Source organism: Streptomyces sp. NPDC051738 (assembly GCF_044453205.1).
Lineage (GTDB): Bacteria > Actinomycetota > Actinomycetes > Streptomycetales > Streptomycetaceae > Streptomyces.
Genome location: NZ_JBITCM010000019.1, coordinates 15,557 through 39,081, shown reverse-complemented (window position 1 = coordinate 39,081; position 23,525 = coordinate 15,557). Strand labels below are relative to the sequence as shown.

At 72.0% G+C, this 23,525-nt stretch carries 9 protein-coding genes; 3 read left to right on the top strand and 6 right to left on the bottom strand.

What is annotated here, in order from left to right; translation table 11 throughout:
* Window positions 1–2 precede the first annotated feature (2 nt).
* Entirely contained in the window at window positions 3–8,573 is an 8,571-nt protein-coding gene (locus ACIA8X_RS35620) for a type I polyketide synthase (protein WP_399460026.1), read from the top strand.
* A gap of 89 nt (window positions 8,574–8,662) precedes the next feature.
* Here ACIA8X_RS35620 and ACIA8X_RS35615 read toward each other — a convergent pair whose 3' ends face one another.
* The 3 genes from ACIA8X_RS35615 to ACIA8X_RS35605 form a co-directional block, all read right to left on the bottom strand.
* Window positions 8,663–9,496, bottom strand: coding sequence for a phytanoyl-CoA dioxygenase family protein (locus tag ACIA8X_RS35615; protein WP_393462634.1), 834 nt, complete (start codon window positions 9,494–9,496; stop codon window positions 8,663–8,665).
* Window positions 9,497–9,551: 55 nt separating this feature from the next.
* On the bottom strand, window positions 9,552–10,742 hold the full coding sequence (locus ACIA8X_RS35610; protein WP_393462636.1) for a cytochrome P450: 1,191 nt from the start codon (window positions 10,740–10,742) through the stop codon (window positions 9,552–9,554).
* A 243-nt stretch (window positions 10,743–10,985) separates the two neighbouring features.
* A complete protein-coding gene (locus ACIA8X_RS35605) occupies window positions 10,986–12,167 on the bottom strand; it encodes a cytochrome P450 (RefSeq protein WP_393462638.1) in 1,182 nt (393 codons plus the stop codon).
* Between the two features lie 356 nt (window positions 12,168–12,523).
* Between ACIA8X_RS35605 and ACIA8X_RS35600 the strand changes: the two genes are divergently transcribed.
* Window positions 12,524–15,376, top strand: coding sequence for an ATP-binding protein (locus ACIA8X_RS35600; RefSeq protein ID WP_393462640.1), 2,853 nt, complete (start codon window positions 12,524–12,526; stop codon window positions 15,374–15,376).
* Window positions 15,377–15,487: 111 nt separating this feature from the next.
* Window positions 15,488–16,261: a thioesterase II family protein gene (locus ACIA8X_RS35595; RefSeq protein ID WP_393462642.1), complete on the top strand. Its 774-nt coding sequence runs from the start codon at window positions 15,488–15,490 to the stop codon at window positions 16,259–16,261.
* Between the two features lie 85 nt (window positions 16,262–16,346).
* Here the strand turns inward: ACIA8X_RS35595 and ACIA8X_RS35590 are convergent, their stop codons facing one another.
* The 3 genes from ACIA8X_RS35590 to ACIA8X_RS35580 all read right to left on the bottom strand — a co-directional run bounded on the left by ACIA8X_RS35590 (window position 16,347) and on the right by ACIA8X_RS35580 (window position 22,821).
* A complete protein-coding gene (locus ACIA8X_RS35590) occupies window positions 16,347–17,039 on the bottom strand; it encodes a LuxR C-terminal-related transcriptional regulator (protein ID WP_393462644.1) in 693 nt (230 codons plus the stop codon).
* 425 nt (window positions 17,040–17,464) lie between these two features.
* Window positions 17,465–20,245 carry an AAA family ATPase gene (locus ACIA8X_RS35585; protein WP_393462646.1) on the bottom strand — a complete coding sequence of 927 codons (2,781 nt, stop codon included), beginning with the start codon at window positions 20,243–20,245 and terminating at the stop codon, window positions 17,465–17,467.
* Window positions 20,218–22,821, bottom strand: coding sequence for an AAA family ATPase (locus ACIA8X_RS35580; RefSeq protein ID WP_393462648.1), 2,604 nt, complete (start codon window positions 22,819–22,821; stop codon window positions 20,218–20,220). Before ACIA8X_RS35580 ends, ACIA8X_RS35585 begins: the two co-directional genes overlap by 28 nt.
* Window positions 22,822–23,525 lie beyond the last annotated feature (704 nt).

Below are 23,525 nucleotides of genomic sequence, written 5' to 3'. Positions count from 1 at the left end.
CGATGAGCGCACCGTACGAAAAGGTCGTCCAGGCCCTGCGAAAGTCCCTGGAGGAGACCGAGACGCTGAAGAAGCGCAACCGGCAACTCGTCGCGGCCTCCCGCGAACCCATCGCGATCGTGGGGATGGCGTGTCGTTTTCCGGGTGGTGTGTCGTCGCCGGAGGAGTTGTGGGAGCTGCTGGCGGCCGGTGGTGACGGTGTGACGCCTTTTCCCGTGGATCGTGGCTGGGATGTCGATGGCCTCTATGACCCCGTTCCCGGACATCCTGGCCGTACTTATGTGAATGCGGGTGGGTTTCTTTCTGGTGTTGCTGATTTTGATGCGGAGTTGTTTGGGATTTCGCCGCGTGAGGCGTTGGCGATGGATCCGCAGCAGCGGTTGTTGTTGGAGGCGGCGTGGGAGGCGTTGGAGCGGGCTGGTGTGGATCCGGTGTCGGTGCGGGGGTCGGTTTCGGGTGTGTTTGTGGGGACGAATGGTCAGGATTATGTGTTGGCGTCGCGGGGTGGTTTTGGTGGGGTTGAGGGGTTTGTGGGGACGGGGTCTGCTGCGAGTGTGATGTCGGGGCGGGTGGCGTATGCGTTGGGGTTGGAGGGGCCGGCGGTGACGGTGGACACGGCGTGTTCGTCGGCGTTGGTGGCTCTTCATCTGGCGGTGGGTGCGTTGCGGTCGGGGGAGTGTGGTTTGGCGTTGGCGGGTGGGGTGACGGTGATGTCGACGCCTGCTGCGTTTGTGGAGTTTTCGCGTCAGCGGGGTCTTGCGGTGGATGGGCGGTGCAAGGCGTTTGCTGAGGGTGCGGATGGGACGGTGTGGGGTGAGGGTGCGGGCATGCTTGTTTTGGAGCGGTTGTCCGACGCTCGCAGGAATAATCATCGGGTTTTGGCGGTGGTGCGGGGGAGTGCGGTAAATCAGGATGGTGCGTCGAATGGGTTGACGGCGCCGAATGGGCCGTCCCAGCAGCGGGTGATTCGGCAGGCTTTGCGTAACGCGGGGGTGGAAGCCGCGGATGTGGACGTGGTGGAGGCGCATGGTACGGGGACGGCGCTGGGGGATCCGATCGAGGCGCAGGCGTTGCTTGCCACGTATGGCCGGGGGCGCCGGGGTGGGCCTTTGTGGCTGGGTTCGGTGAAGTCGAATCTGGGGCATACGCAGGCGGCGGCGGGTGTGGCGGGTGTCATCAAGATGGTGCTGGCGATGCAGCGGGAGGCGCTGCCCGTGACGTTGCATGTGGATCGGCCGTCGTCGCATGTGGACTGGGAGGCGGGGCAGGTCCGGTTGTTGACGCAGGCGCGGCCGTGGTCGCGTGGTGAGCGGCCGAGGCGGGCGGGTGTCTCGGCGTTCGGGATCAGCGGTACCAACGCCCACGTCATCCTCGAAGAAGCCCCGGCCGAAAGGGCTGAGAGGCCCTCCGACGAGCCAGACCGAACGACCGAACTCCCGCTCACCCCCTGGCTGTTGGCCGGGCGTGACGCCGACAGCCTTCGCGCGCAGGCCGAGCGCCTCGCCGCGCACCTCCCCACGAACCCGGCGTCCCCGGCCGACCTCGGCCACTCGCTGGCCACCACCCGCGCCGTCCTGACCCACCGCGCCGTCGTCCTCGGATCCGGCCGCGACGAGCTGAGCACCGGCGTCCGGGCCCTCGCCGACGGTGAGCAGCACCCGGCTGTCGTCACCGGACATGTGCTCAAGGGACGTACGGCATGGATGTTCACGGGGCAGGGCAGCCAGCGGCCCGGCATGGGACGCGAACTCCACGACCTGTTTCCGGAGTTCCGTCGTGCCTTGGACGAGGTCTGCGACCTCCTGGACGCCGAACTCGGTGCGGAAGACCCCGGTCACATTCCTCTGCGCGAGCTCATGTTCGCCGGTGACGCGGAAACCCTGGCCCGTACCGGTTACGCCCAGCCGGCCCTCTTCGCCCTGCAAGTGGCCCTCGTGGCTCTCCTGCGGTCCTGGGGCATGCGACCGGACTGCGTGCTCGGCCACTCGGTGGGCGAGTTCGCGGCGGCGTACACGGCCGGAGTCTTCGAACTGTCGGACGCGGTACGGCTGGTGGCGGCGCGCGCCCGGCTGATGCAGGCCCTGCCGGTGGGCGGCACGATGGCCGCGATCGAGGCCACCGAAGGGGAGGTTGCCGGGGCACTGGGCGCGGACGTCGCCCTGGCCGCCGTGAACGGGCCGCAGTCCGTCGTGGTGTCGGGCGCGGAGGGCGCCGTCGATGCCCTGGTCGCGGTCTTCCGGGAGCGGGGGCGCCGCGCCACCCGGCTGCGGGTCAGCCACGCCTTCCACTCACCGCTGATGGACCCGATGCTCGCCGAGTTCACCATCGTGGCGGCCGGTGTCGGCTATCGCACGCCGACCGTGCCGGCCGTCAGCACCCTCACCGGGGAGGCCCTGCGCGAGGGCGACTGGACCACTCCCACGTACTGGATCGAACAGGTCCGCCGGCCCGTACGCTTCCACGACGCGCTCACCACCGCCACCGGCCCCCAGGGGGCCGGCCGGCTCCTGGAGATCGGCCCGGACCCCGTCCTCACCGCGCTCGCCCGGGAGACCGGACACGCCGCCGCGGCCACCCTGCGCACCGGGCAGCCCGAGCCGCAGGCCGTCCTGACCGCCGTCGCCCAGATGTACGTCCTGGGCGCCGACGTCCGTTGGGCCGCACTCTTCGAAGGCACAGGCGCGCGGCGGGTGGAGCTGCCGACCATCGCGTTCCGTCGCGAGCGGTACTGGCTGCCCGACCACGCCGTCGCGGAGAGCGGCTCGGAGAGCGGCCCCGACGGCGTCGAGGCACGCTTCTGGGATCTCGTGGAGCGCGGCGAGGTCGACGCGCTCGCCGAGCGGCTGGGCCTGGCCGGGGACGAAGACCTGGGCACCCTCGTCCCCGCGCTGTCCGCCTGGCGTCGGCAGGGTCGTCGCGCCCTGGAGCAGGCGGCGCGCCGCTACCGCGTCCGCTGGCGGCCCACCCGTCTCGCCGCCGACACCGCCGTGCTCCCGGGCCGTTGGCTCGTGGCCACGGCCGAGCCCGCCGGAGAGGACATCGCGGCGGCCCTGCGCCGGGCCGGCGCCGAGGTCGAACTGATCACCGTCGACGCCACCGACACCCGCACCGACCTCGCGGACCGCATCCGCGCCACCGGTCACGAGCCCACCCACGCCCTGGCACTGCTTCCCTCGCCGGGTGCCGTACTGGCCCTGTGGCAGGCGCTGTCCGACGCCGCCCCGGCCGCCCGCCTGTGGTGCGCCACGAGGTCCGCGCAGTCGGTCGGCGCCGGCGACAGCCCGTCCCGGCCCGACGAGGCGGCCGTATGGGGACTGGGACGCACGCTCGCCCTCGAACAGCCCGACCGCTGGGGCGGCCTCGTCGACCTGCCCGCGTGCCCGGACCCCGACGAGCCGCAGCGCCTCACGCGGCTGCTGTCCGCACCCGGCGACGAGGACCAGCTCGCCCTGCGCCCCACCGGCATCCTCGCCGCCCGCCTCGTACGGGACACCGGCCCGGGCGGACAACCCGCCGCCCCGGACGCACAACCGCAGGGCCCCCGATTCCACGGCACGGCCCTCGTCACCGGAGGCACCGGCGCGCTCGGCCGGCACATCGCCCACTGGCTCATCGACCAGGGCGCCGAGCACCTCGTCCTGGTCTCCCGGCGCGGCGCCGACGCCCCCGGCGCCCAGGAACTGCGCGACGAGCTGACCGGACGAGGCGCCCAAGTCACCCTCGTCGCCTGCGACATGGCGGATCGCACCGCCGTCGCCGGCCTGCTGGACGCCCATCCGCCCACCGTCGTCGTCCACGCGGCGGGCATCCTCGACGACGGCCTCGCCGCCGACCTCACCCCCGACCGGCTGGCGCGCGTCCTCGCCGCGAAGGCCGACGCCGCCCAGCACCTGCACGAACTCACCGCCGACCGGGCCCTCGACGCCTTCGTGCTGTTCTCGTCCACGGCCGGCGTCACCGGCAACGCCGGCCAGGCCGCCTACGCCGCCGCCAACGCCCGCCTCGACGCGCTCGCCCAGCATCGCCGTGCCCTCGGGCTGCCGGCCACCTCCGTGGCGTGGGGACCCTGGGCGGGCGACGGCATGGCGGCCGACCCCGTCGTCACCACGCACCTGGCCCGGCTCGGCATCCGCCCTCTCACCCCCGACACCGCCGTCGACGCGCTCCGGCGCGTCCTCGACGACGACCGCACCTGCGTCACCGTCCTCGACGCCGACTGGGCCCGCTTCGCCGAGACCACCGCCTACGCCCGCCACGGCTCACTCCTGCGCGAACTCACCGCCCCCGCACAGCAGGAGGCCCGAGCCACCGGCCCTGAACGACCCGCGGCAGGCGGCGGCGAACTCGCGACGGCCCTGCACGGCCGTCCGCCCGCCGAAGGGGAACGCCTCGTCCTCGCCCACGTACGGTCCACCGTCGCCGAGGTCCTCGGGCACAGCTCCGCCGCCTCGGTCACCGCCGACCGCCCCTTCAGCGACCTGGGATTCGACTCCCTCACCTCGGTGGAACTGCGCGACCGCCTCGGCGCCGCGACCGGGCTGCGCCTGCCCGCCACCCTCGTCTACGACCACCCCACCCCGGCCGCCCTCGCGGCCCACATCCGCACCCAACTGCCCGGCGACGACGCCCACGCCGAGGACCACGAAGCGAACTCGGGCGCCGACAGCGGCAACTCAATCGACGACGACGCCGTTGCGATCGTGGGGATGGCGTGTCGTTTTCCGGGTGGCGTGTCGTCGCCGGATGAGTTGTGGGAGATGCTCGCGGCCGGGCGTGACGGTGTGACCTCGTTTCCTGAGGACCGTGGCTGGGACATCGAGCATCTTCATCACCCCGACCCTGAGCATTCCGGGACTTCGTATGTGGATGCGGGTGGGTTTCTTTCTGGTGTTGCTGATTTTGATGCGGAGTTGTTTGGGATTTCGCCGCGTGAGGCGTTGGCGATGGATCCGCAGCAGCGGTTGTTGTTGGAGGCGGCGTGGGAGGCGTTGGAGCGGGCTGGTGTGGATCCGGTGTCGGTGCGGGGGTCGGTTTCGGGTGTGTTTGTGGGGACGAATGGTCAGGATTATGTGTTGGCGTCGCGGGGTGGTTTTGGTGGGGTTGAGGGGTTTGTGGGGACGGGGTCTGCTGCGAGTGTGATGTCGGGGCGGGTGGCGTATGCGTTGGGGTTGGAGGGGCCGGCGGTGACGGTGGACACGGCGTGTTCGTCGGCGTTGGTGGCTCTTCATCTGGCGGTGGGTGCGTTGCGGTCGGGGGAGTGTGGTTTGGCGTTGGCGGGTGGGGTGACGGTGATGTCGACGCCTGCTGCGTTTGTGGAGTTTTCGCGTCAGCGGGGTCTTGCGGTGGATGGGCGGTGCAAGGCGTTTGCTGAGGGTGCGGATGGGACGGTGTGGGGTGAGGGTGCGGGCATGCTTGTTTTGGAGCGGTTGTCCGACGCTCGCAGGAATAATCATCGGGTTTTGGCGGTGGTGCGGGGGAGTGCGGTAAATCAGGATGGTGCGTCGAATGGGTTGACGGCGCCGAATGGGCCGTCCCAGCAGCGGGTGATTCGGCAGGCTTTGCGTAACGCGGGGGTGGAAGCCGCGGATGTGGACGTGGTGGAGGCGCATGGTACGGGGACGGCGCTGGGGGATCCGATCGAGGCGCAGGCGTTGCTTGCCACGTATGGCCGGGGGCGCCGGGGTGGGCCTTTGTGGCTGGGTTCGGTGAAGTCGAACCTGGGGCATACGCAGGCGGCGGCGGGTGTGGCGGGTGTCATCAAGATGGTGCTGGCGATGCAGCGGGAGGCGCTGCCCGTGACGTTGCATGTGGATCGGCCGTCGTCGCATGTGGACTGGGAGGCGGGGCAGGTCCGGTTGTTGACGCAGGCGCGGCCGTGGTCGCGTGGTGAGCGGCCGAGGCGGGCGGGTGTCTCGGCGTTCGGGATCAGCGGTACCAACGCCCACGTCATCCTCGAAGAAGCCCCCGAGCCGGAGCGGCCCGAGCAGCCCGGGACCGACACCTTGGTCCCGCTCGTACCCTGGGTCCTTTCGGCCCACCGGCCCGAGTCGCTGGCCCAGCAGGTCGACCGCCTGGGCTCCGCGCTCACCGACGACCTCTCCGCGCATGACATCGGCTACTCGCTGGCCACCACCCGGGCCGCCCTCACCCACCGCGCCGTCGTCCTGGGTCCCGACACGCCGACGATGGCCGCCGCCCTCACGTCCTTCGCAACCGGGACGACCACTGCGGACATCGTCAGCGGCACGCTCACCGAGGGCGGAACGGCGTGGCTGTTCACCGGGCAGGGCAGCCAGCGACCGGGAATGGGACGGGAGTTGTACGCCCGGTTCCCCGTGTTCGCGAGGACCTTCGACGAGGTGTGCGCCCACCTCGACGGGGAGTTCGACGGCGCCGTCGGCTTCCCGACGGGCGTACGGGACGCGGTGTTCGCGCCGGAGGGCTCGGCGGAGGCCGCGTTGCTGGACCGTACGGGCTATGCGCAGGCGGCGCTGTTCGCCCTACAGGTGTCCCTCGTGGAGCTGCTGCGCTCCTGGGGGACCGAGCCCGACTGCGTCGTCGGCCACTCGGTGGGGGAATTTGCGGCGGCGTACACGGCCGGAGTCTTCGATCTGCCGGACGCGGTACGGCTGGTGGCGGCGCGCGCTCGGCTGATGCAGGCCCTGCCGGAGGGCGGCACGATGGCCGCGATCGAGGCCACGGAAGAGGAGGTTGCCGGGGCGATGGGCGCGGACGTCGCCCTGGCCGCCGTGAACGGGCCGCAGTCCGTCGTCGTGTCGGGCGCGGAGGGTGCCGTCGATGTCGTGGTCGCGGTCTTCCGGGAGCGGGGGCGCCGCGCCACCCGGCTGCGGGTCAGTCACGCCTTCCACTCGCCGCTGATGAAACCGGTCCTGGACGACTTCGCCGCCGTGGCCGACGGCATCACCTACCGCACGCCCACCGCGCCCGCCGTCAGCTCCGTCACCGGGCAGGCCCTGCGGGACGGTGACTGGACCACCGCCCGCTACTGGGTGGACCAGCTCGTCGAGCCCGTGCGCTTCCACGACGCGGTCACCACCGCCACCGCCGGCCAAGGGGCCGGTCGGCTCCTGGAGATCGGCCCCGACCCGGTCCTCACCGCGCAGGCGCCCGTCGGGGCCGCCGTGGCCGTCAGCGTGTTGCGCCGCGACCGGGCGGAGGTCGGCACGCTGCTCAGCGCCCTCGCCGAGGTCTTCGTCCACGGAACGGACGTCGACTGGGGGGCCCTGTTCGCCGGGACGGGCGCCCGCCGAGTCGACCTGCCGACGTACGCCTTCCGACGCCGCCGCTACTGGCTGCCCGACCGTACGGGCGAGAACGGCGCGATGAGCTTCCTCGGAATCTCGCAGGCCCCGAGCGAGTCGGCCTCGCCCGCCGAGCCCGCATCTGTGTCCACCCCCACCGACCGCCTCCGCTCCCTGCCCCGGGCCGAGCGCGAGAGTGCCGTCCTGGAGCTCGTCGTCGCACAGGTGGCCCACGTCCTCGGGCACACCGACACCGGCGAGGTCGGCGTCACACAGCGGTTCCTCGAACTCGGCTTCACTTCCCTGTCGCTCGGCGACCTGCGCAACCGCGTCGGCCGCGCGTGCGGCGTCCGGCTGCCGGCCTCCGCCCTGTACGACCACGCCACACCGCGTGCGCTCGCCGCGTATGTCAGCGGTGAACTGGCCGATGGAGAAGGGCAGTCGACAACCCCCACCGACGCTGTGACCGCCCTTGTGCGCCACGCCTTCGAGCGGGAGCAGTACGACAAAGGACTGGACGTGCTGCACCTCGCGGCCGCGATGCGTACCGGGTTCGGCCTGCCGCAAACGCCGCCCGGCAGGACGGCCGACCTGGACGCGTCTCCCGGCACGACGGTCCCCGGACCCCGGCCGGTCCGGCTCGCCACCGGCACCGAGGGCGAGGCCCTGCTGTGCCTGCCGTCCCTGGTCGCGCCCGCCACCGCCTACCAGTACTCCCGGTTCGCCGCCGCTCTGCACGGCGCCCGCGACGTCTGGGTGCTGCCCGCACCGGGCTACGCGCCCGGCGAGGCGCTGCCCGACAGTCCCGAGGCCGCTGCGGCCCGGCAGGCGGAGGCCGTCCTCGCCGCCTTCGGTGACAAGCCGCTCACCCTCGTCGGCTACTCCTCCGGCGGCTGGCAGGCCCACCTCCTGGCCGCCGTACTGACCCAGGCGGGCGCACCACCGCGCGGCCTGGTGCTGCTCGACTCGCCCAGGACGCCCGACGAGAACCTCGCGCTCGCCATGGTCGCCACCTCCTGCCGGCTCATGCGGGACTTCCCCGACGTACCGGTCGACGCCGACCAGTTGACCGCGACGGCCCACTACGGCCGCCTCTTCACCCGGTGGCGGCCCGTGCCCACCGCGGATGCGCCGCGGACCCTGTTCGTGGCCGCCGCCGAGCACGACCCCGCCCTGCTCCTGGGCGCCGACCGGCCCGCCTGGCCGCTGCCGCACGAGCAGGTGGAGGTACCCGGCAACCACGTCAGCCTGCTGGACGGCGACGCCGGCACCACCGCGCGGGCCGTACACGGCTGGCTGCTGGAGCGCTGAACACGCCGAGGGCCGCCGCGCGGTGTGCGCGGCGGCCTTCGGGTGCCACGGGCGACGAGCCGTACTCCGTTGTCGGTCAGTGGCCGAGATCAGTCGTTGAGCAGGTGGATCGGGTCCTCCTGCTCGTACCAGCCGAGGAACGGCGGGCACAGGCCCCAGCCCAGCAGCCGCTGGAGCTCCTCCGGGTACTCGCGGACGATCTCCTTGGGCACGGCCAGGTACTGGTTCTCCTCCTGGCGCAGATTGCCGCGCACCAGCGCGAGCGTGAGGCCCGTACGCGCGTCGTCGGCGAGGTTCGCGCCGCCGCCGTGGAACAGACCGCCCACCCAGATCAGGCAGGACCCCGGCGCCATCTCCGCCTGTACCGCCTCCTCCGGGCGCGGCGCGCGCTCGGCCTCCCAGAGGTGGCTGCCCGGGTGGACGATCGTCGCGCCGTTCTCCTCCGTGAACTCGCTCATCGCCAGCATGATCTGCACCCGGTTCGTCGGGCCGGGGCTGGGTAGCAGGTGCGCGATGTCGTCGCGGTGCGGCGGCTGCGCGGTCTCGCCGGGCCAGATCTGGATCACCTGGGTGATGCTGACCTGGACGTTCGGGGCGAGGTCGGTGCGTGTGCGGCCGAACCAGTTCGTCGAGGGACGCTCGATCAGGTCCCGGGCGGCGCCCAGGTACAGCGGGTCGAGCGCGATCCGCTCCATGTGCCGGGAGCGGGCGAACAGCGAGCTGAGCCGCTTGGTGCGCTGGCCGGTGAAGGAACTGTCCCCGTAGCCGGTGGCGTCGAGTGCGGGACCGAGGTCGTCCCACAGACCCTTCAGGGTCGTCTCGTCCACGAGGTCCTCGACGATCACACCGCCGTCGCGTTCCAGGACGGCGGTGACGTCGGACACCGGGGCGGTGGCGGGAAGCCGGGTCAGATCTGCGGGCATGCGGAATCCTGGTTCTGTCGGTTTCGGTCGGCGATGAGGCGGTGCGGCGGGGCGGTCACCAGCGCACCGGCAGCTCGGTGAGCCCGTACAGCACGCCGTTGTCCTTGTGGCGCAGGTCCTCGACGGCACAGTCGAGTCGGATCCCGGGCAGCCGCTCGAAGAGGACGCGGTAGGCGAGTTCCATCTCGACGCGCACGAGATGCTGGCCCAGGCACTTGTGCCGCCCGTGGCCGAAGGCGACGTGGCCCTGCGCCGAGCGGCTCGGGTCGAAGGCGTGCGGGCAGGCGAACTTGCCCTCGTCGAAGTTGGCGGCGGCCACGAGAGGTGCCACGCCCTCGCCCGCCCGGATCAGCCGGCCGCCGATCTCCAGGTCCGCCACGGCCACCCGCAGCGGCACCAGATCGGCCACGGAGTAGAACCGCAGCAACTCGTCCACGATCCCCGGGTCACCGATCCACTCCGGACGCGTCATGAGGGGGACCGCGCCCAGGGCGATGTTGTTGGCGGTGGTCTCCTGGCCCGCGATGAGCAGCAGCAGGGCGGCTCCGCCGACCTCCATCGGCGCCAGCTCCCCGGAGGCGATCATGGTGCTGATCAGGTCGTCGCCGGGCCGGTGCCGCTTGATGCTGACCATCCGGCCCAGATAGCGCAGGAGTTCGGTCGTCGCCTTGTCCCGTTCCTCGTCGGTCGCGGCCAGTGTGACCAGTACCGAGATACGGGACTCGAAGAACGCCCTGTCGGCGTTGGGCACGCCGAGCAGCTCGCAGATCACCAGCGACGGGATGGGCACCGCGTAGTCGGCGACCAGATCGGCCGGGCTGCCCTTGGCGGCCAGCGACTCCACGCAGTCCTCGACGACCTTCTGGATCCGGGGGCGCAGTTCCTTCATCCGCCGTGCGGTGAAGGCCTGCATGAGGATCTTGCGGTAGCGGTCGTGCTCGGGCGGGTCGAGGGTGGCGAACCAGCCGGGAATCTGCGTCTGCGCGGGCGGACCGCCCGTACGGCCCGGGGTGGGGAATCCCTCGTTGCGGGAGTCCGAGCTCAGCGACGGGTGGAGCAGGGCCTCCCGCACATCCTCGAACCGGGTCAGCAGCCAGACCCGCTGGCCGCCCGGCATCATCGACCACACCAGCCCGTCCCGCTCGCGTATCTCGGCGTAACCGGGCGGTGGGAAGGGCTCGCCGGGCCTGCGGAACGGGAAGTCGACCTGCTGTGCGGCGTCGTCCCTCATGTCTGTCGCTGTCACGTGGCGTCCCCTCTCACCGGGAGGTGCACCGGGGCATCCGGACCCCGGTGCGAGAGGAAGGATGGGCCGCCGGCGGCGAGCAAATCCCTAGTCCTGGCCCGCGATCCCTGGTCCTGGGGCGCGTTCCCTGGTCCTGGACCACGCTCCGTGGGCCGGTTGCACGATCCGGGACCTTGCCGGGACCGCCCGCTATCCCGCGCTATCCCGCGCCGGCCCTTCGCTACCGCCGCAACGCCGGCCCCGCTACCACCGCACAGGCAGTTCGGCGGGCCCCCCGACGAGCCGACCGGCGCTGGTGACGAGCCGCTCGTCCGGAACCGCCGGCCGCAGCCCCGGCATGCGCCCGAACAGTGCGCTGAACGCCTCCGCCAGCTCGATCCGGGCGAGAGACGCGCCGAGGCAGTGCCAGATCCCGTGCCCGAACGACAGATGCGGGTTGGGCGTACGGCCCGGCTCGAACTCCCCGGCTCGCTCGAAGACGCGCTCGTCATGGTTGGCCAGCGCGAAGTCCAGCAACACGAGTTCGCCGGCCCGGATCGTCACCCCGCTGATGTCGATGTCGGCGGCGGCGTAACGGGGCAGGACCGAGCCGGACTGCTTGCCGTTGCGCAGAATCTCCTCCACGAGCGCCGTCATCGCCTCCGGATCGTCCAGCGCGGTCCGCGGCTGCTCCGGGTGGCGGGTGAGCAGTACGACGCCCAGGGTGATGAAGCTCGCCACGCTCTCCAGGCCCGCCATCAGCAGCGTCGCGGCGAGCGCGGCGGCTTGTTCCGTGGGGGTGCCGGCGGCGACGAGCCGGGACAGCACATCGTCCCGCGGTGCGGACCGCTTGGCCTCGGCGAGCGCGCCGAACAGCGCGAACAGGGGGCCCGGCCCCGGTGCGGCCGTCCGGTCCGTCCCGACCCGGCCGATGTCGGCGAGCAGTCGCGCCGCACGCTCGCGCTCCTGGGCGGGCACGCCGATCAGCTCGTGCAGGATGCTCAGCGAGTACGGCAGCGCGAAGTGCCGGTGAAGATCGGCGGGTTGCCCACGGTCCGCGAAGTCCCCGGCGAGCGCCCGCGCGGCGGCGGCCACGCGCGGCCTCAGTGCCTGCATACGGCGCGCGGCGAACTGCGGGCCGAGCAGGGCGCGGACCTGGCGGTGCATCTCCTGTGCCGTGTCGGCGTCGTCGCTGATCAGCATCTGCACGAGAGGGCTGTCGACGTACTTGGGCGCCGTGGCGGGGGTGGGGTGGAAGCGGCCCAGTCGCTCGTCGTGCAGGAGCGCTTTCGTCTCAGCGTGCCGGGTGACGAGCCAGGCCTCGTGGCCGGCCGGCGTCAGCACCCGGCAGACGGCCGCATTGTCCCGCAGCGTACGCAGCGGGCTGGGCGCTAATACGGGGTGTGAGGCGGTGTCGAGCGCCGGCAACTGCGGTGTGGATGACATGGCCCGAGCCTGTCGTCCCGGTGCCCACGAATTCCCGAGAGTTCGACGCCGGCCGGCGAAGCCCGCCATGTGGAGTGCGCCACATATATAGATGAGCTTCCCTCACCTTCGCCGCAGTGGACGTGGACCGCACCGGACCGGGTCGCCGCCGTCGGCGCCTGACCGGCGGTGAGGCGCTGGGAACCGGGCTCGTGTTTGCGACCGTGAATGCATGAAGGCCGCCGCGAAGCGCTCGCGATCGGATCGCGCACGACCGATGAACTCACCGGTAGGTACGTATGATCAGACAAGAAAGAGTTGTTCGATTCGTGCATTCCGCCAACTCCTCTGCGTGGCGGGGCAGTACAGGAGGAGCGGTGGCCTTGACTCCCGGGCTGAAGGCGGAAGACGAACCCGCGCTCGTCGGCCGAGACCTGGAACTCGCCCTTGTCCGCGAGCACCTCCACGGCACGGGCGACGGACGTGCGGTACTGCTCCGCGGACCCGCCGGCATCGGGAAGACCCGGCTGATGTCCGCCGCGCTCGCCGAACTGGGCCCCGGCGCCCGCGTCCTCACCGTCAAGTGCCAGGAGAGCGGCGGCGCCGCCTACGAGGCCGTACGCGGGCTGTTCGCCCCGCTCGACCTCACCGCCGGCGACCCCGCGCGCCATCCGCTGCTCGCCGGCAGCGTGGCACTCGCCGGCAGCGCCGCACTCGCCCTGCCCGCTCTCACGGCGGACGGAGCCCCCGACGGCCGGCCGGCCGACATGTACGGCGTCATGCACGGCCTGTACTGGCTGACCGCCTCCCTCGCCGCCGAGCGGCCCCTGATCCTCGCCGTCGACGATCTCCAGTGGTGCGACGAGGCCTCGCTGCGCTGGCTCGGCTTCCTGCTGCGCCATGCCGAGGGCCTGCCGGTCGCCCTGCTCCTGACGCTGCGCACCGAGGTCGAGCACGCGCGCCCCGACGTGCTCGACGAGATGGCCGACGACGCCTCCTGTCTCACCGTCGACGTCGAGCCGCTCACCGACGACGCCGTGCGCGCCATGCTCGCCGCAGAGCTCCCCGTCACACCCGACGCGTCCGTCGTCGGACGCTGCATGGAACTCACCGGCGGCACCCCGTTCCTGGTCCAGCTCGTCGCCCGCGAGATGAGGGAACGCGCCCCGGTCACCGGACTCGCCGCCGCCGCGCTCCGGGACGTCCTCGGGCACGGCGCCGTGGCCCGCTTCCACCTCGACCGGCTCGGCCCCGAACGGCTCGCCGTCGCGAAAGCGCTCGCGGTCCTGGAGTCCGACGACATCGAATCCGTCGCCGCTCTCGCCGGCACCACCCCCGGCCCCGCCGCCGGCGCCGTCGACGCCCTGCGCGCGGCGGGACTGCTGCGCCCCGACTCCCTCACCTACCGCCACGACCTCATGCGCCAGGCCGTCCTGGACACGACGCCGGCTGCGGAACGCCTCGCGCTGCGGGAGCGCGCCGCCCGCCTGCTCAACGACTCCGGGCGCCCCAGCGACCAGGTCGCCGCCCAGCTGATGCACCTGCCCGAGGTGCCCGAGCCCTGGATGGTCACCGTCCTGCGGTCCGCCGCCCTCGGCGCCGAGCAGCGCGGCGCCCCCGCCACGGCCGGCCAGTACCTCTCCCGAGCCCTGCTGCATGACGTCGACGACATCGAGCTGCTGTGTGCCTCGGCCCGGTTACTCGCCCATACCGACCACCCCACCGCGCTCGGCCGACTGGAACACGCGCTGTCCCTCGTCACCGACCCGCGCGTGCGCTGCCGCCTGGTCCTGCAGTACGTCGTCACCTCCCTCGGCGCCCAGAACTCGCTGCGCGCCTTCGAGTTGGTGGGCGAGACGCTGCCCCTGGTGGAGTCCGAGCTCGGCGACTCCCCGGAGGAAAAGGCGCTGCGCAACCTCGTCGAGGCGATGGCGCTGGTCTCCGGGCTCGACGAGAAGTCCACCGTGCGCCGTGTCAGCGAGGGGTTCCGCGACCATGTGTGGCCGCCCGGCGAGACCGCCGAGGAACGGCTGCTGCTCGGCATGCTGTGCGCGCTGGGCACCCTGGAGGGCCGCCCCGCCGCCGAGCTGGTCCCGTCGGCCGAGCGGGTCCTGCGGGTCGGGGACGTCTCGCTGGGCGGCTGGGGCGCCCTCGGAGCCAGCCTCACGCTCTACCTCGCCGACGAGGTCAAGCCCGTCGAGTTCGCGCTCACCGCCCTGCTGGAGCACGCCCAGAAGGGCGGCCAGGCCTGGAACAGCGCCCTCGCCTCCAGCACCCGCGCCCAGGTGCACATGTGGACCGGCAACCTCGCGCAGGCGCTGGCGGACGCGCAGCTCGCCTTCGACCTCGTCCACCGCGACCTCCATGTGAAGAGCGCCGTCGGCCCGCACTGCACCCTCGCCGACGTCCTGGTCCGCCGCGGCGACGCCAGCCGCGCCGAGGAGGTGCTCAACCTGGTCCGGCGGCCCCGCCTGGAGCAGTTCACGCTGGAGTCGCACACGTACTTGATGAGCCGCGCCCGCACCCGTGCCGCGCTGGGCGACCTGGAAGGAGCCCTCGGTCACCTCCGGCGGTGCGGTGACAGCCTCGCCGAGGCGGGCATCGGCAACCCTGTCCTGGCCCCCTGGTGGTACGACGCCGCGCAGCTGCTCGCCGAACTGGGCAGGCACGGCGAGGGACGGGACCTCGTCGACCGCGTGGCCCCGGCCGTGGGGTGCTGGGGCACGCCCCGGGCCCGGGGCATGCTGGCCCTCGCCCGCGGTGTCCTCACCCCCGGCGACACCGGCATCGACGAACTCACCGAGGCCGCCGGCCTCCTCGACGGCACCCCGGGCCGTCTGGAGCATGCCCGCGCCGAATACCTGCTCGGCCGACGGCTGCTGGAGCGCGGCGACGCCGAGAGCGCGCGCGAACGGCTGCGCCGCTCCATCGACATCGCCGTGCTCTGTGGCGACCGGCTGCTCCTCGACCAGGCCGTGCCGGCCCTCGGCGCGGCCGGCGGACGGCTGCGGCGCGGCACCGAGTCACCCACCGACGCGTTGAGCGGAAGCGAACGCCAGGTCGCCGAGCGGGCCGCCGCCGGAGCCACCAACCGGGAGATCGCCGAGGCCCTGTTCCTCACCCAGCGCACCGTGGAGTTCCACCTCACGAGCGTGTACCGCAAGCTCGGCATCGGAGGGCGCCGGGGCCTCGCGGCGGTACTCGCCGCCGAACGCAGACCCATCGGCTGAGGCCGTCCACCGCGGAAGTTTAGGGTTTTGCAGGTGGCGTGCCGCGTTCAATGGGCGGCGACAGCGGGCCGGTTGCCGCCGTCCTGACGCAAGACTCTGGAAAGGGACCCCATGTCGCGTATCGCCGACGACGCCACCACGGCGTGGATCCGCCGCTACCACCCCTCGGCCGGCAGCGCCGTAAGGCTGGTCTGCTTTCCGCACGCGGGCGGTTCGGCCAGCTTCTTCCACCCGGTGTCGGTGCGCTTCGCCCCGGAGGCCGACGTGGTCGCGCTCCAGTACCCGGGGCGCCAGGACCGGCGTATGGAGCCGTGCGTCGAGGACATCGGAAAGCTGGCGGATCTGCTGTGCGAGGAGATCCGCGGGCTGAGCGAGAAGCCCACGGTCTTCTTCGGCCACAGCATGGGCGCCGTCCTGGCCTTCGAGACGGCGCTGCGGCTGGAGGAGCTCGGCGCCAATCCGCCGCGCGCGGTCATCGCCTCGGGCCGGCGCGCCCCGTCCTCCCACCGGGACGAGCGGGTGCACCAGCAGGACGACGCCGGGGTGATCACCGAGCTGCGGCTGCTCAACGGAACCGACGCGGCCGTGTTCGGTAACGACGAGCTGCTGCGGATGGCGCTGCCCGCGATCCGGGGCGACTACCGGGCCATCGAGACCTACACCTGCCCGCCCGGGCGCCGGGTGCGTGCCGCGCTGACGGTACTGACGGGCGACACCGACCCGCGCACGACCCTGGCGGAGGCCGAGGCCTGGCGGGACCACACCGAGGGCACCTTCCGCATACGGGTCTTCTCCGGCGGCCACTTCTTCCTCACCGGGCACCTGAGCGAGGTGTATGCCGAGATCGGTGAGGAGCTCGACGGCGCCCGCGCGGCCGGGTCCTGAAAGGCCCCCAGGCCCCACGGCACAAAACCCGCAAGGCCCCACCGCGGGGAACGGCGGGGCCTGCGAGGCCTTCAGCTGCTTGCGATCAGTCGGACACGAACTCCGGACGCACCCGCGGCGGCCACTGGCCGACGGCGAAGACACCCAGGGAATAGCTCTTCGAAATCAGCGCCGGCCGGTTGGTCACCTTCATCTTCCGCAGCAGCGAAGAGACGTGGTATTCCACTCCGCCGCGGCTGAGGAAGAGTTTCGTGGCCAGCTGGACCGTCGACTCACCCGATGCCACACCTTCCAGAATGCGGGCGTGCATCGGACTGAACAGTTTGCGCCGTGCATTGGCGAGCTGCGGACCGTTCGAGGATTCCTCCGGGTCGACCAGAACCAGGATGCGGTCGACCCGGCCGGCTCCACTCCGTACGGCGATTCCCGTCATCTCTCCGCGGAACACGGCCTCCTGCGCGCCCACCGCCACCAAGTGGTCGGCGAATCGCGGGCTCTGACCGTCCGCCAGCCGGATCAGCTCGTTCTTGAGCTTGCCCTGCACACTGGGGTGCAGAAGGTCACAGAAGTCCTTTCCCGCACCCTGCCCGGGGCTCCAATCGAATTGGCGGACGAAGGAGCGGTTGGCCTCCATTATCCGGAATTCCAGATCAAGATTCGCGATGCAAACTAGGGACTGCTCGAAAAGCGCCAAATAGCTGTCGCGATACGGTTCCGGAGACCAGTTCCGCGGCGCGTCGGGGAAAATTTCTGCAGAGTCCAGGCCTGCGTTCTTCATGGGGGGTGGGCCACTCTCTCTCAACGCTCATGACCAGTGGTGCATCCCGCGGCGGGGAGTGTTCCTTCCCTCATGACATTGCCATCGAATGAAAATGCATGTCAAGGCATACCGGCTTCCGTAGGTCAAATTTGCGGCTAAGACTGCGGTGCCCACCGGCGGTGGTTCGGTGCGCAATGCGGTACCGCTTGCTGAGGCTTTCCGAGTACCGTTCGGTAACCCGCGAATGTTCACCTGAGGGAGGGGCCGCGGTCAGGATCCAAGCACGTCAGCGTGGGTGCGCGGGCGCCGGGGCGGGCTGGTGGAGTGTGCGGCAGTGAAGGTTGTGGAAAATGTGCTGACTTTGCGTCGACCGAATGCCGTGAACACAAAGAACAAAACTCTGCGCAGCTCGGCGTGCATGCGTGCGGGCCGTCCTGGGCAGACTAGCGGGTTTCGTCCAATCCCAGAGCCTCGGCCAGTTGTTCCCGGCCGGTAATAGAGAATTTGCGGTAGGAGCTGGTGAGGTGTCTTTCCACGGCCCGCAGACTCGTTTCGAGTTCCTCCGCGATCTCTCTATTGCTGACACCGCGCGCCGCGCGTTCCGCCACCCTCGTCTCGGCCGGGGTGAGTCCGGCCGCGAGCGCCCGCGCCGGGCGGGGCGTGGTGCGGTGCCCGGTGTCGGCCGGCGTGTCCAGCAATTCGGCGGCCAGTCGGCGGCCGCGTCTGAGCAACCTGTCGCCCTCCGGGACCGACTCCTGCTGAAGGCGCCTGCCCAATGCGGTGAGGGCGCGGGCCAACTCCAGGCGGCTGCCCTCCGTTTCGACCGTGTCGACGGCCTGGCGCAGCCACTCGACGCCCGGCGCTCCCTCGGTGACGACGCCGAGCAGACGCAGCGCGCGGCTCAGGGCGGTCGGGGCTCCCCAAAGAAGGGCATGCTCGTGATGTGTCCGTGCCACCGCTAGCGCCTCCGCGGTCCGGCCCATCCGGTGCTGCGCCATCGCGGCCCGCACCTGCCATTGGGCGAACGCCGGATTCACCCAGCCGGCGCGTTCCAGGACGCGCCCACAGTCCAGGTAGTGCGCGAGCGCCACCGGCAGGTCCCCCCGTGCCTCCGCCAGCATGCCCTCGAGCTGCCTGTGTTTGGCGAACAGCCTTGCGTCGGTGGGCGGTTCGGCGGGATGGAGCACCCGCTCGGCGAGTTCGCCGTCCTCGAGTTCGAGTGCGACGCAGCCCAGGAGGAGGGTGAGCTCCACCCGGTCCCGGTCCGGCCCAACCTCGGCCGACGCTCGGGCGCGGACGCCGCATGTCCGGGCCAGGCCGACCTCGCCCCGGGCGAGCAGCATGAGACCGCGCAGTGCCTCGACCCGGGACATCGTCGCGCGGTCGTCCTCCTGCGTGGCATGCAGGTCGGCGGCCTGCAGCCAGGACGTGGCCAGGTGCGGGGTGTCCGTGCAGAGGAGCACCGGAGGCAGCAGTTCGAGCGCCAGGCCGGCCAGGGCGTCCTGCGCGGGCTCCTCCTCCAACACCCGCCGGGCCATACCGGCCACGAAACGGTGGTCGACCTGTCCGCCCATGGCGGCCGTGAAGGCGAGGACGGTGCGCAGTTCGCGTTCGGCCGCCGAGGGGCCGTAACCCTGCTGGTCCAGCTCATGCAGGCGGTGCGCCGCCGACCGCACCAGGACGGGGTCCTCCAGAGCGGCGTATCGGACCCGCGCCTCCAGCCGCCTCGCGAGGTACGCGCCCTGCCGGTCGGCCTCCTGCGGCGTGCCGAGGTCGGCGGCCGTCTCCCGGACGAGGTCGGCGACCTCGGGATCGCCGCGCACGATGTCCATCGGGGTGCTCGAGAGGACCTCGGCGCGGCGCCGCAGCCCGGGCATGAGCCTCGCGGCCTGGACGAAGTGGCGGCCCGCCACCGAGGACTTCAGGTCGAGTTCGGTGACCCCGAGTTCGTACAGCAACTCGGCGCGGTCATGGCTGGTGGCGGGTACGTCGACCAAGGCGCGGGTGAGATAGCGCACGGCCGTCTCGGGCGCGCCCCGGCGACGTGCGGCCGCCGCCGCGGCGCGCAACTGGTGGATCTCCCACGGGTCGCCGAGCCGGTCGACGTGCAGCAGCGGCACGGCGGCCTGCTCCGGTCCGGCGCCGCACGCGTCGAGAAGGGCGGACGCTTCCCGGTGGCGGCCTGAACTCTCTTCGTCGCCCATGGCCTCGAGGACGACGGCGCAGGCGGCGCGCGTGTGGGCGGCCTCCCCTTGGCCGGCGGCAGGGCGCCATGCGTGGGTGAGGACCTCGCGGGCGTGTTCGCACTGTCGGCGGCTCAGGCCCGCGAGCCGCGCCACGAGGTCGTCCGTGGCGCTGTCTGCGAGAACGGCGGTGGCCTTGAGGAAGGCGTCGACGTCGGGTTCTCGGCGCAGCAGCGCGAGCAGGCGTTCGCGGCGCAGCGACTCGCCGAGTCCGCGTAGTCGCTGCGTGTGCCAGTGGGGTGCGCCCAGTCGCCGGAGCCGGGCCCGGTCGCACAGCACTTTCAGGTCTTTGGGCCGGCCCCCGGTGACGTCGTGACAGGCACGGCTGAAGTCGTCCGGGCTGTCCGGCCCGAAGTGGTGGGCCAGCAGCGCCGCAGCCGCACGGTGGGACAGCGGGTGGGCGCGGACCAGGTGGGTGGCGGCTGCGCAGATCTCGCCGACGAGCGGGTTGCGGGCGCCCAGACCGTCCTTGCGGACCACGACCAGCAGCATGCGCAGGCCGTCGAGGCGCGCGGTGAGATGGGCGAGAGCCTCCAGTGAGGCGTTGTCGACCCAGCCCAGGTCGTCGACGGCCAGGACCACGGTCCGCTCGGCGCTCAGGCAGGCGAACAGGATGTGCAGCCAGTGGAGCGTATCGGCGCGGTCGGCGGCGCCGCTCTCGCCGTCTGGGCACACCCCGTCCCCGTCGGAAGCGATGGGCGGCGCGGTGGCCAACAGCGGAGCGGGCAGGTCGCGTTCGGCGACCAACGGGAGTATGAGCTGACGCAGGACGCCGAAGGGGACGGTACGTTCGCCCGGGGCGCCGCCGGAGCGCAGCACCAGCGCGTCGGCCGCCGACGCCCGGTCGGTCAGATGGTTCAGCAGCGCGGTGGTGCCGGTGCCGGTGCCGCCGTCGACGAGGACGAGAGCGCCGGCGCCCGACTGGGCGCGGGCCACCGCTTCGTCCAGGACAGTCAGTTGCCGCTCGCGCTCCAGCAGCATGGATCAGTCTCCTCTTGCAGGGCCCGCAGATGGGCAACAAGGGCTGCACGGCCCTTGACGCCGAGCCTGCGGTAGATCTTGGTGAGCCGCAGTTCGACGGTTCGGGTGGCCAGGCCCAGGCGCCGGGCGATCTCCCGGTTGGCCAGTCCCTCGACGACGAAGGCGGCCACGTCGCACTCGGAAGGGGTGAGCGCATCCGGCTCCGGGCCGGTCCCGTCGGGCACCGAGGAGGGCCTGTCACGGCCCGGCGCCCAGGGGACCTCGACGCCATGCCGCGCCAGTGCCTCATGGATGCCGGTGCGCAGCGCCGTGAAAGCACTCCCAGTGCCCCAGCGCTCGGCGACGTCGTACTCCTTGGTGAGAACCTCGTCGGCGGTGGCGGGGGCGCCGAGGAGATGGTGGGCGACGGCCGCGGCGCTGCGCCACGGAATGAGCATGGGGTTGCGCCAGCGCTTCGCACGGAGCACGCGGCCGCACTCCTCGAGCAACAGCAGGGCCCGGGCGGGGTCCTGGTCGATGAGGGCGAGTTCGGCGCGGGCATACAGCAGGAAGGCCGTGGTGACGCTGTGGCCCTCGGGCCGGGCTCGGGCCCGGCCCGAGGCGCGCCGGGCCTCGTCCATGCGTCCGCAGCGGATCAGGGCGAGGATCTCGGCGGCGGCCAGCCGGGGTGCCAGGAGGCTGTGCCATGAGGCGGGCGGGAGGATCTTCGTGGCGACGGTCAGGTCGCGCAGCGCGTCCTCGCCGCGGCCCAGACGCACTTCGGCTTCGGCGCGGCTGAGCATGGCCTGGGCGGCCGCCGCGAGGGCGTTGTCGCGACGGGCCTCTGCGGCGACGGCGTCGAGGCGGTCGAGGGTGGCGGGCACGTCGTCCGCGCACAGCAGGGCCCGGGCCGCGGCTATGCGGCACATGAACGGCACGGACGTGGGCTCGTCGAGCGCCGAGTGGGCGAGTTCGAGAGCGCGGGCCCGGTCGTCACCGGCGGTGGCGAGGGTCCAGGCGAGAACGGCGGCCTCGGCGGGGTGACCGGGGCGGTCGGAGTGGAGCGGCGGCGTGGCGACGAGCGGCAGGCCGCCCTTCTCCTTGTGGGCGAGCTGGCTGAGGGCACGCAGGGGACCCAGCTCGTGGTCGGGGATCTTGGTCAGGGCCCGCTGGTGCACGTCGGCGATCACCCAGCGGGCGGTCTCGGCGTCGCCTCGACTGAGCAGCAGGTCGGCGGCATTGAGCACGTCCGGCCAGGTCTCGCGTGTGAGGTGCCGCAGCATTACCTGGCGGAGCCTGCCGTCCGCAGCCTGCGGTGCGGTGACGGCCTCCGCGGCGGCGAGGCGGACCAGGCACCGGGCACGCTCGGTCTCGGTGACCGGCGCGCACAGCGAGTGCCGCAGAGTCGCGGTGGTCAGGTCGGCCGTGTGCCGAGGGCGCGAGGGGTCGGCGGAGTCCGTCGCGTTCCAGGGGCGGATGAGCGAAGCGACGTCGCCGAGCATCTCGGCGACGGTGCCGACGCGCGAGCCCTGCTGGCCGCGCAGCGAGGAGGCGTGTCGGTGCAGCCGGTTGCGTTCGGGCCCGGTCATACCCGCCAGGACGTCGTCCGCGAACCAGGGATGGCGCAGCCGTGGGGTGTCGGCGTCGGCGAGCAGTCCGCAGGCCCGCAGGGCGTCGACGGCGTCGGCGAAGGCGCTGGCCTCGAGCCCGGCGATGGCCGCGAGCCGGCCCAGGTCCGGGTCGTGGTCGGCCACGGCTGTCGCGCGGAGGACGGCGAGAGCGTTCGTGGGCAGGCCCTGGACGGCGGTGAGGGCACGGGTCGACCAGGCGGTGCGGGCGGCGGCGACGAGCTGGGGCACGGCGTCCGTGTCCAAGGGGCGGCCGAGGGCCGTGATCCGTTCGGCGACGGCGTGCAGGACGGCGGGGGACCGTCCGGCGACGTCGGCCACGGTGAGCACGGAGCGCTCGATGGAGTGGCCGACGCGGGACTCGACCAAACCGCGCGCCTCGTCGGTGGTGAGCGGGTCGAGGCGCAGGGTGTGCACCGGGCAGGGGGCCGCGGGCTGCGCTCCCGCCGCGTCGACGACGTACCGGACGGGCACGGGGGAGGTGACGATGGCGAGGACGGCGCCCTGGCGGGCGCGGTGGATGAGGTCGACGAGTCGGCGCAGCGACTGGGGGTCGGCGAGGTGCAGGTCGTCCACGGCCAGCATGATGGGCCGCCTGGCCGACTGTGCGAGGAGCGTGTCGCACATGCGGGCGACGGTGTCCGTGGGGCGGCTGGTGGGCCCGATGCCGGACGCGAGGGCGCCGATCCGGGAGGGCTGGCACAAGGTGCCCAGCAACTGCGTGATGGTGCCGTAGGGGATCTGGGATTCGCGGGGCGAGCAGCGCGCGACGCCGACGGCCAGACCGGAGGCCCGGGCCCGGGCGACGGCCCATTCGAGGGCGGCGCTGCGGCCGGAGCCGACGGGTCCGCTGACGACGGCGATGTCGGAGACACCGTCGTCCAGGCGCCCTACGAGCCCGTCGAGGGTGCTGAGCACGGCTTGCCTGCCGACGAGCCGAGTGAGGAGGAAAGCGGGGGTGCTGGTCATGGGCGACCCTGGCGGGTCGCGCCACGCACACGGTGGGGAACAGTGGGGGGTCGGTCATCGAGCCGCGGACGCTTTGTCATGCACACCTCTCGTCTGACGAAAGCCGGTGACCTGCTCTGCCTGCGCATCGGAGACTAGTGAACCTGCACGCGCCGCACGGTTTTGTCAGGGAACTCTGAGCTCTTTTTGAGGTTACCGAGGAATCAACACGCGTTGATAAGTCGGCCGGGCAGGGGTGCCTTGCTTGAAACGTGCGCCCGGCGTCCAGCTGTTACTGCCCGCCACCCGGCCCGATCAGGCCATGCGCTCGCTCCTGCGTCGGTCACCGCCGAGTGTCAGGCGAGAAACTGGCAGGTAACGTAGGTGAATACTTCATTAGCCGCCTTGGTGGCCATAGCCATCGTCCGTTACCCGGCGCCAAAAGCGAATCCAATGAGCTCAAGCGTGGATTTCTTCTGACAGCCTTTCAGCTGGACCGGGTTGCAATTCGGCAGCCGGTCCTTGAATCATCGGACCACGTGGTTCGATTCCTTCAAGGTGCCGCTGGGCGCCTTCCGTTGTCGGGATCGGCCGACTATCCGGTGGTTTACCGTTGCAGCGCCGCCGCGACCGGCATCGCTACGTCGCCGCGCTGGGCGCAGACCCGGCTGGCCCCGGCGACCGGCGCGCCCCGGGGGTCGCTGCCGCGTACGGGGAAGTAGGCC

Bases quoted from the DNA above. Each gene is read 5' to 3' on its own strand.
- ACIA8X_RS35595 (WP_393462642.1), top strand. From the start codon at position 15,488: ATGTCGCGTATCGCCGACGACGCCACCACGGCGTGGATCCGCCGCTAC.
- ACIA8X_RS35585 (WP_393462646.1), bottom strand. From the start codon at position 20,245: ATGCTGCTGGAGCGCGAGCGGCAACTGACTGTCCTGGACGAAGCGGTG.
- ACIA8X_RS35605 (WP_393462638.1), bottom strand. From the start codon at position 12,167: ATGTCATCCACACCGCAGTTGCCGGCGCTCGACACCGCCTCACACCCC.
- ACIA8X_RS35590 (WP_393462644.1), bottom strand. From the start codon at position 17,039: ATGAAGAACGCAGGCCTGGACTCTGCAGAAATTTTCCCCGACGCGCCG.
- ACIA8X_RS35615 (WP_393462634.1), bottom strand. From the start codon at position 9,496: ATGCCCGCAGATCTGACCCGGCTTCCCGCCACCGCCCCGGTGTCCGAC.
- ACIA8X_RS35620 (WP_399460026.1), top strand. From the start codon at position 3: ATGAGCGCACCGTACGAAAAGGTCGTCCAGGCCCTGCGAAAGTCCCTG.
- ACIA8X_RS35580 (WP_393462648.1), bottom strand. From the start codon at position 22,821: ATGACCAGCACCCCCGCTTTCCTCCTCACTCGGCTCGTCGGCAGGCAA.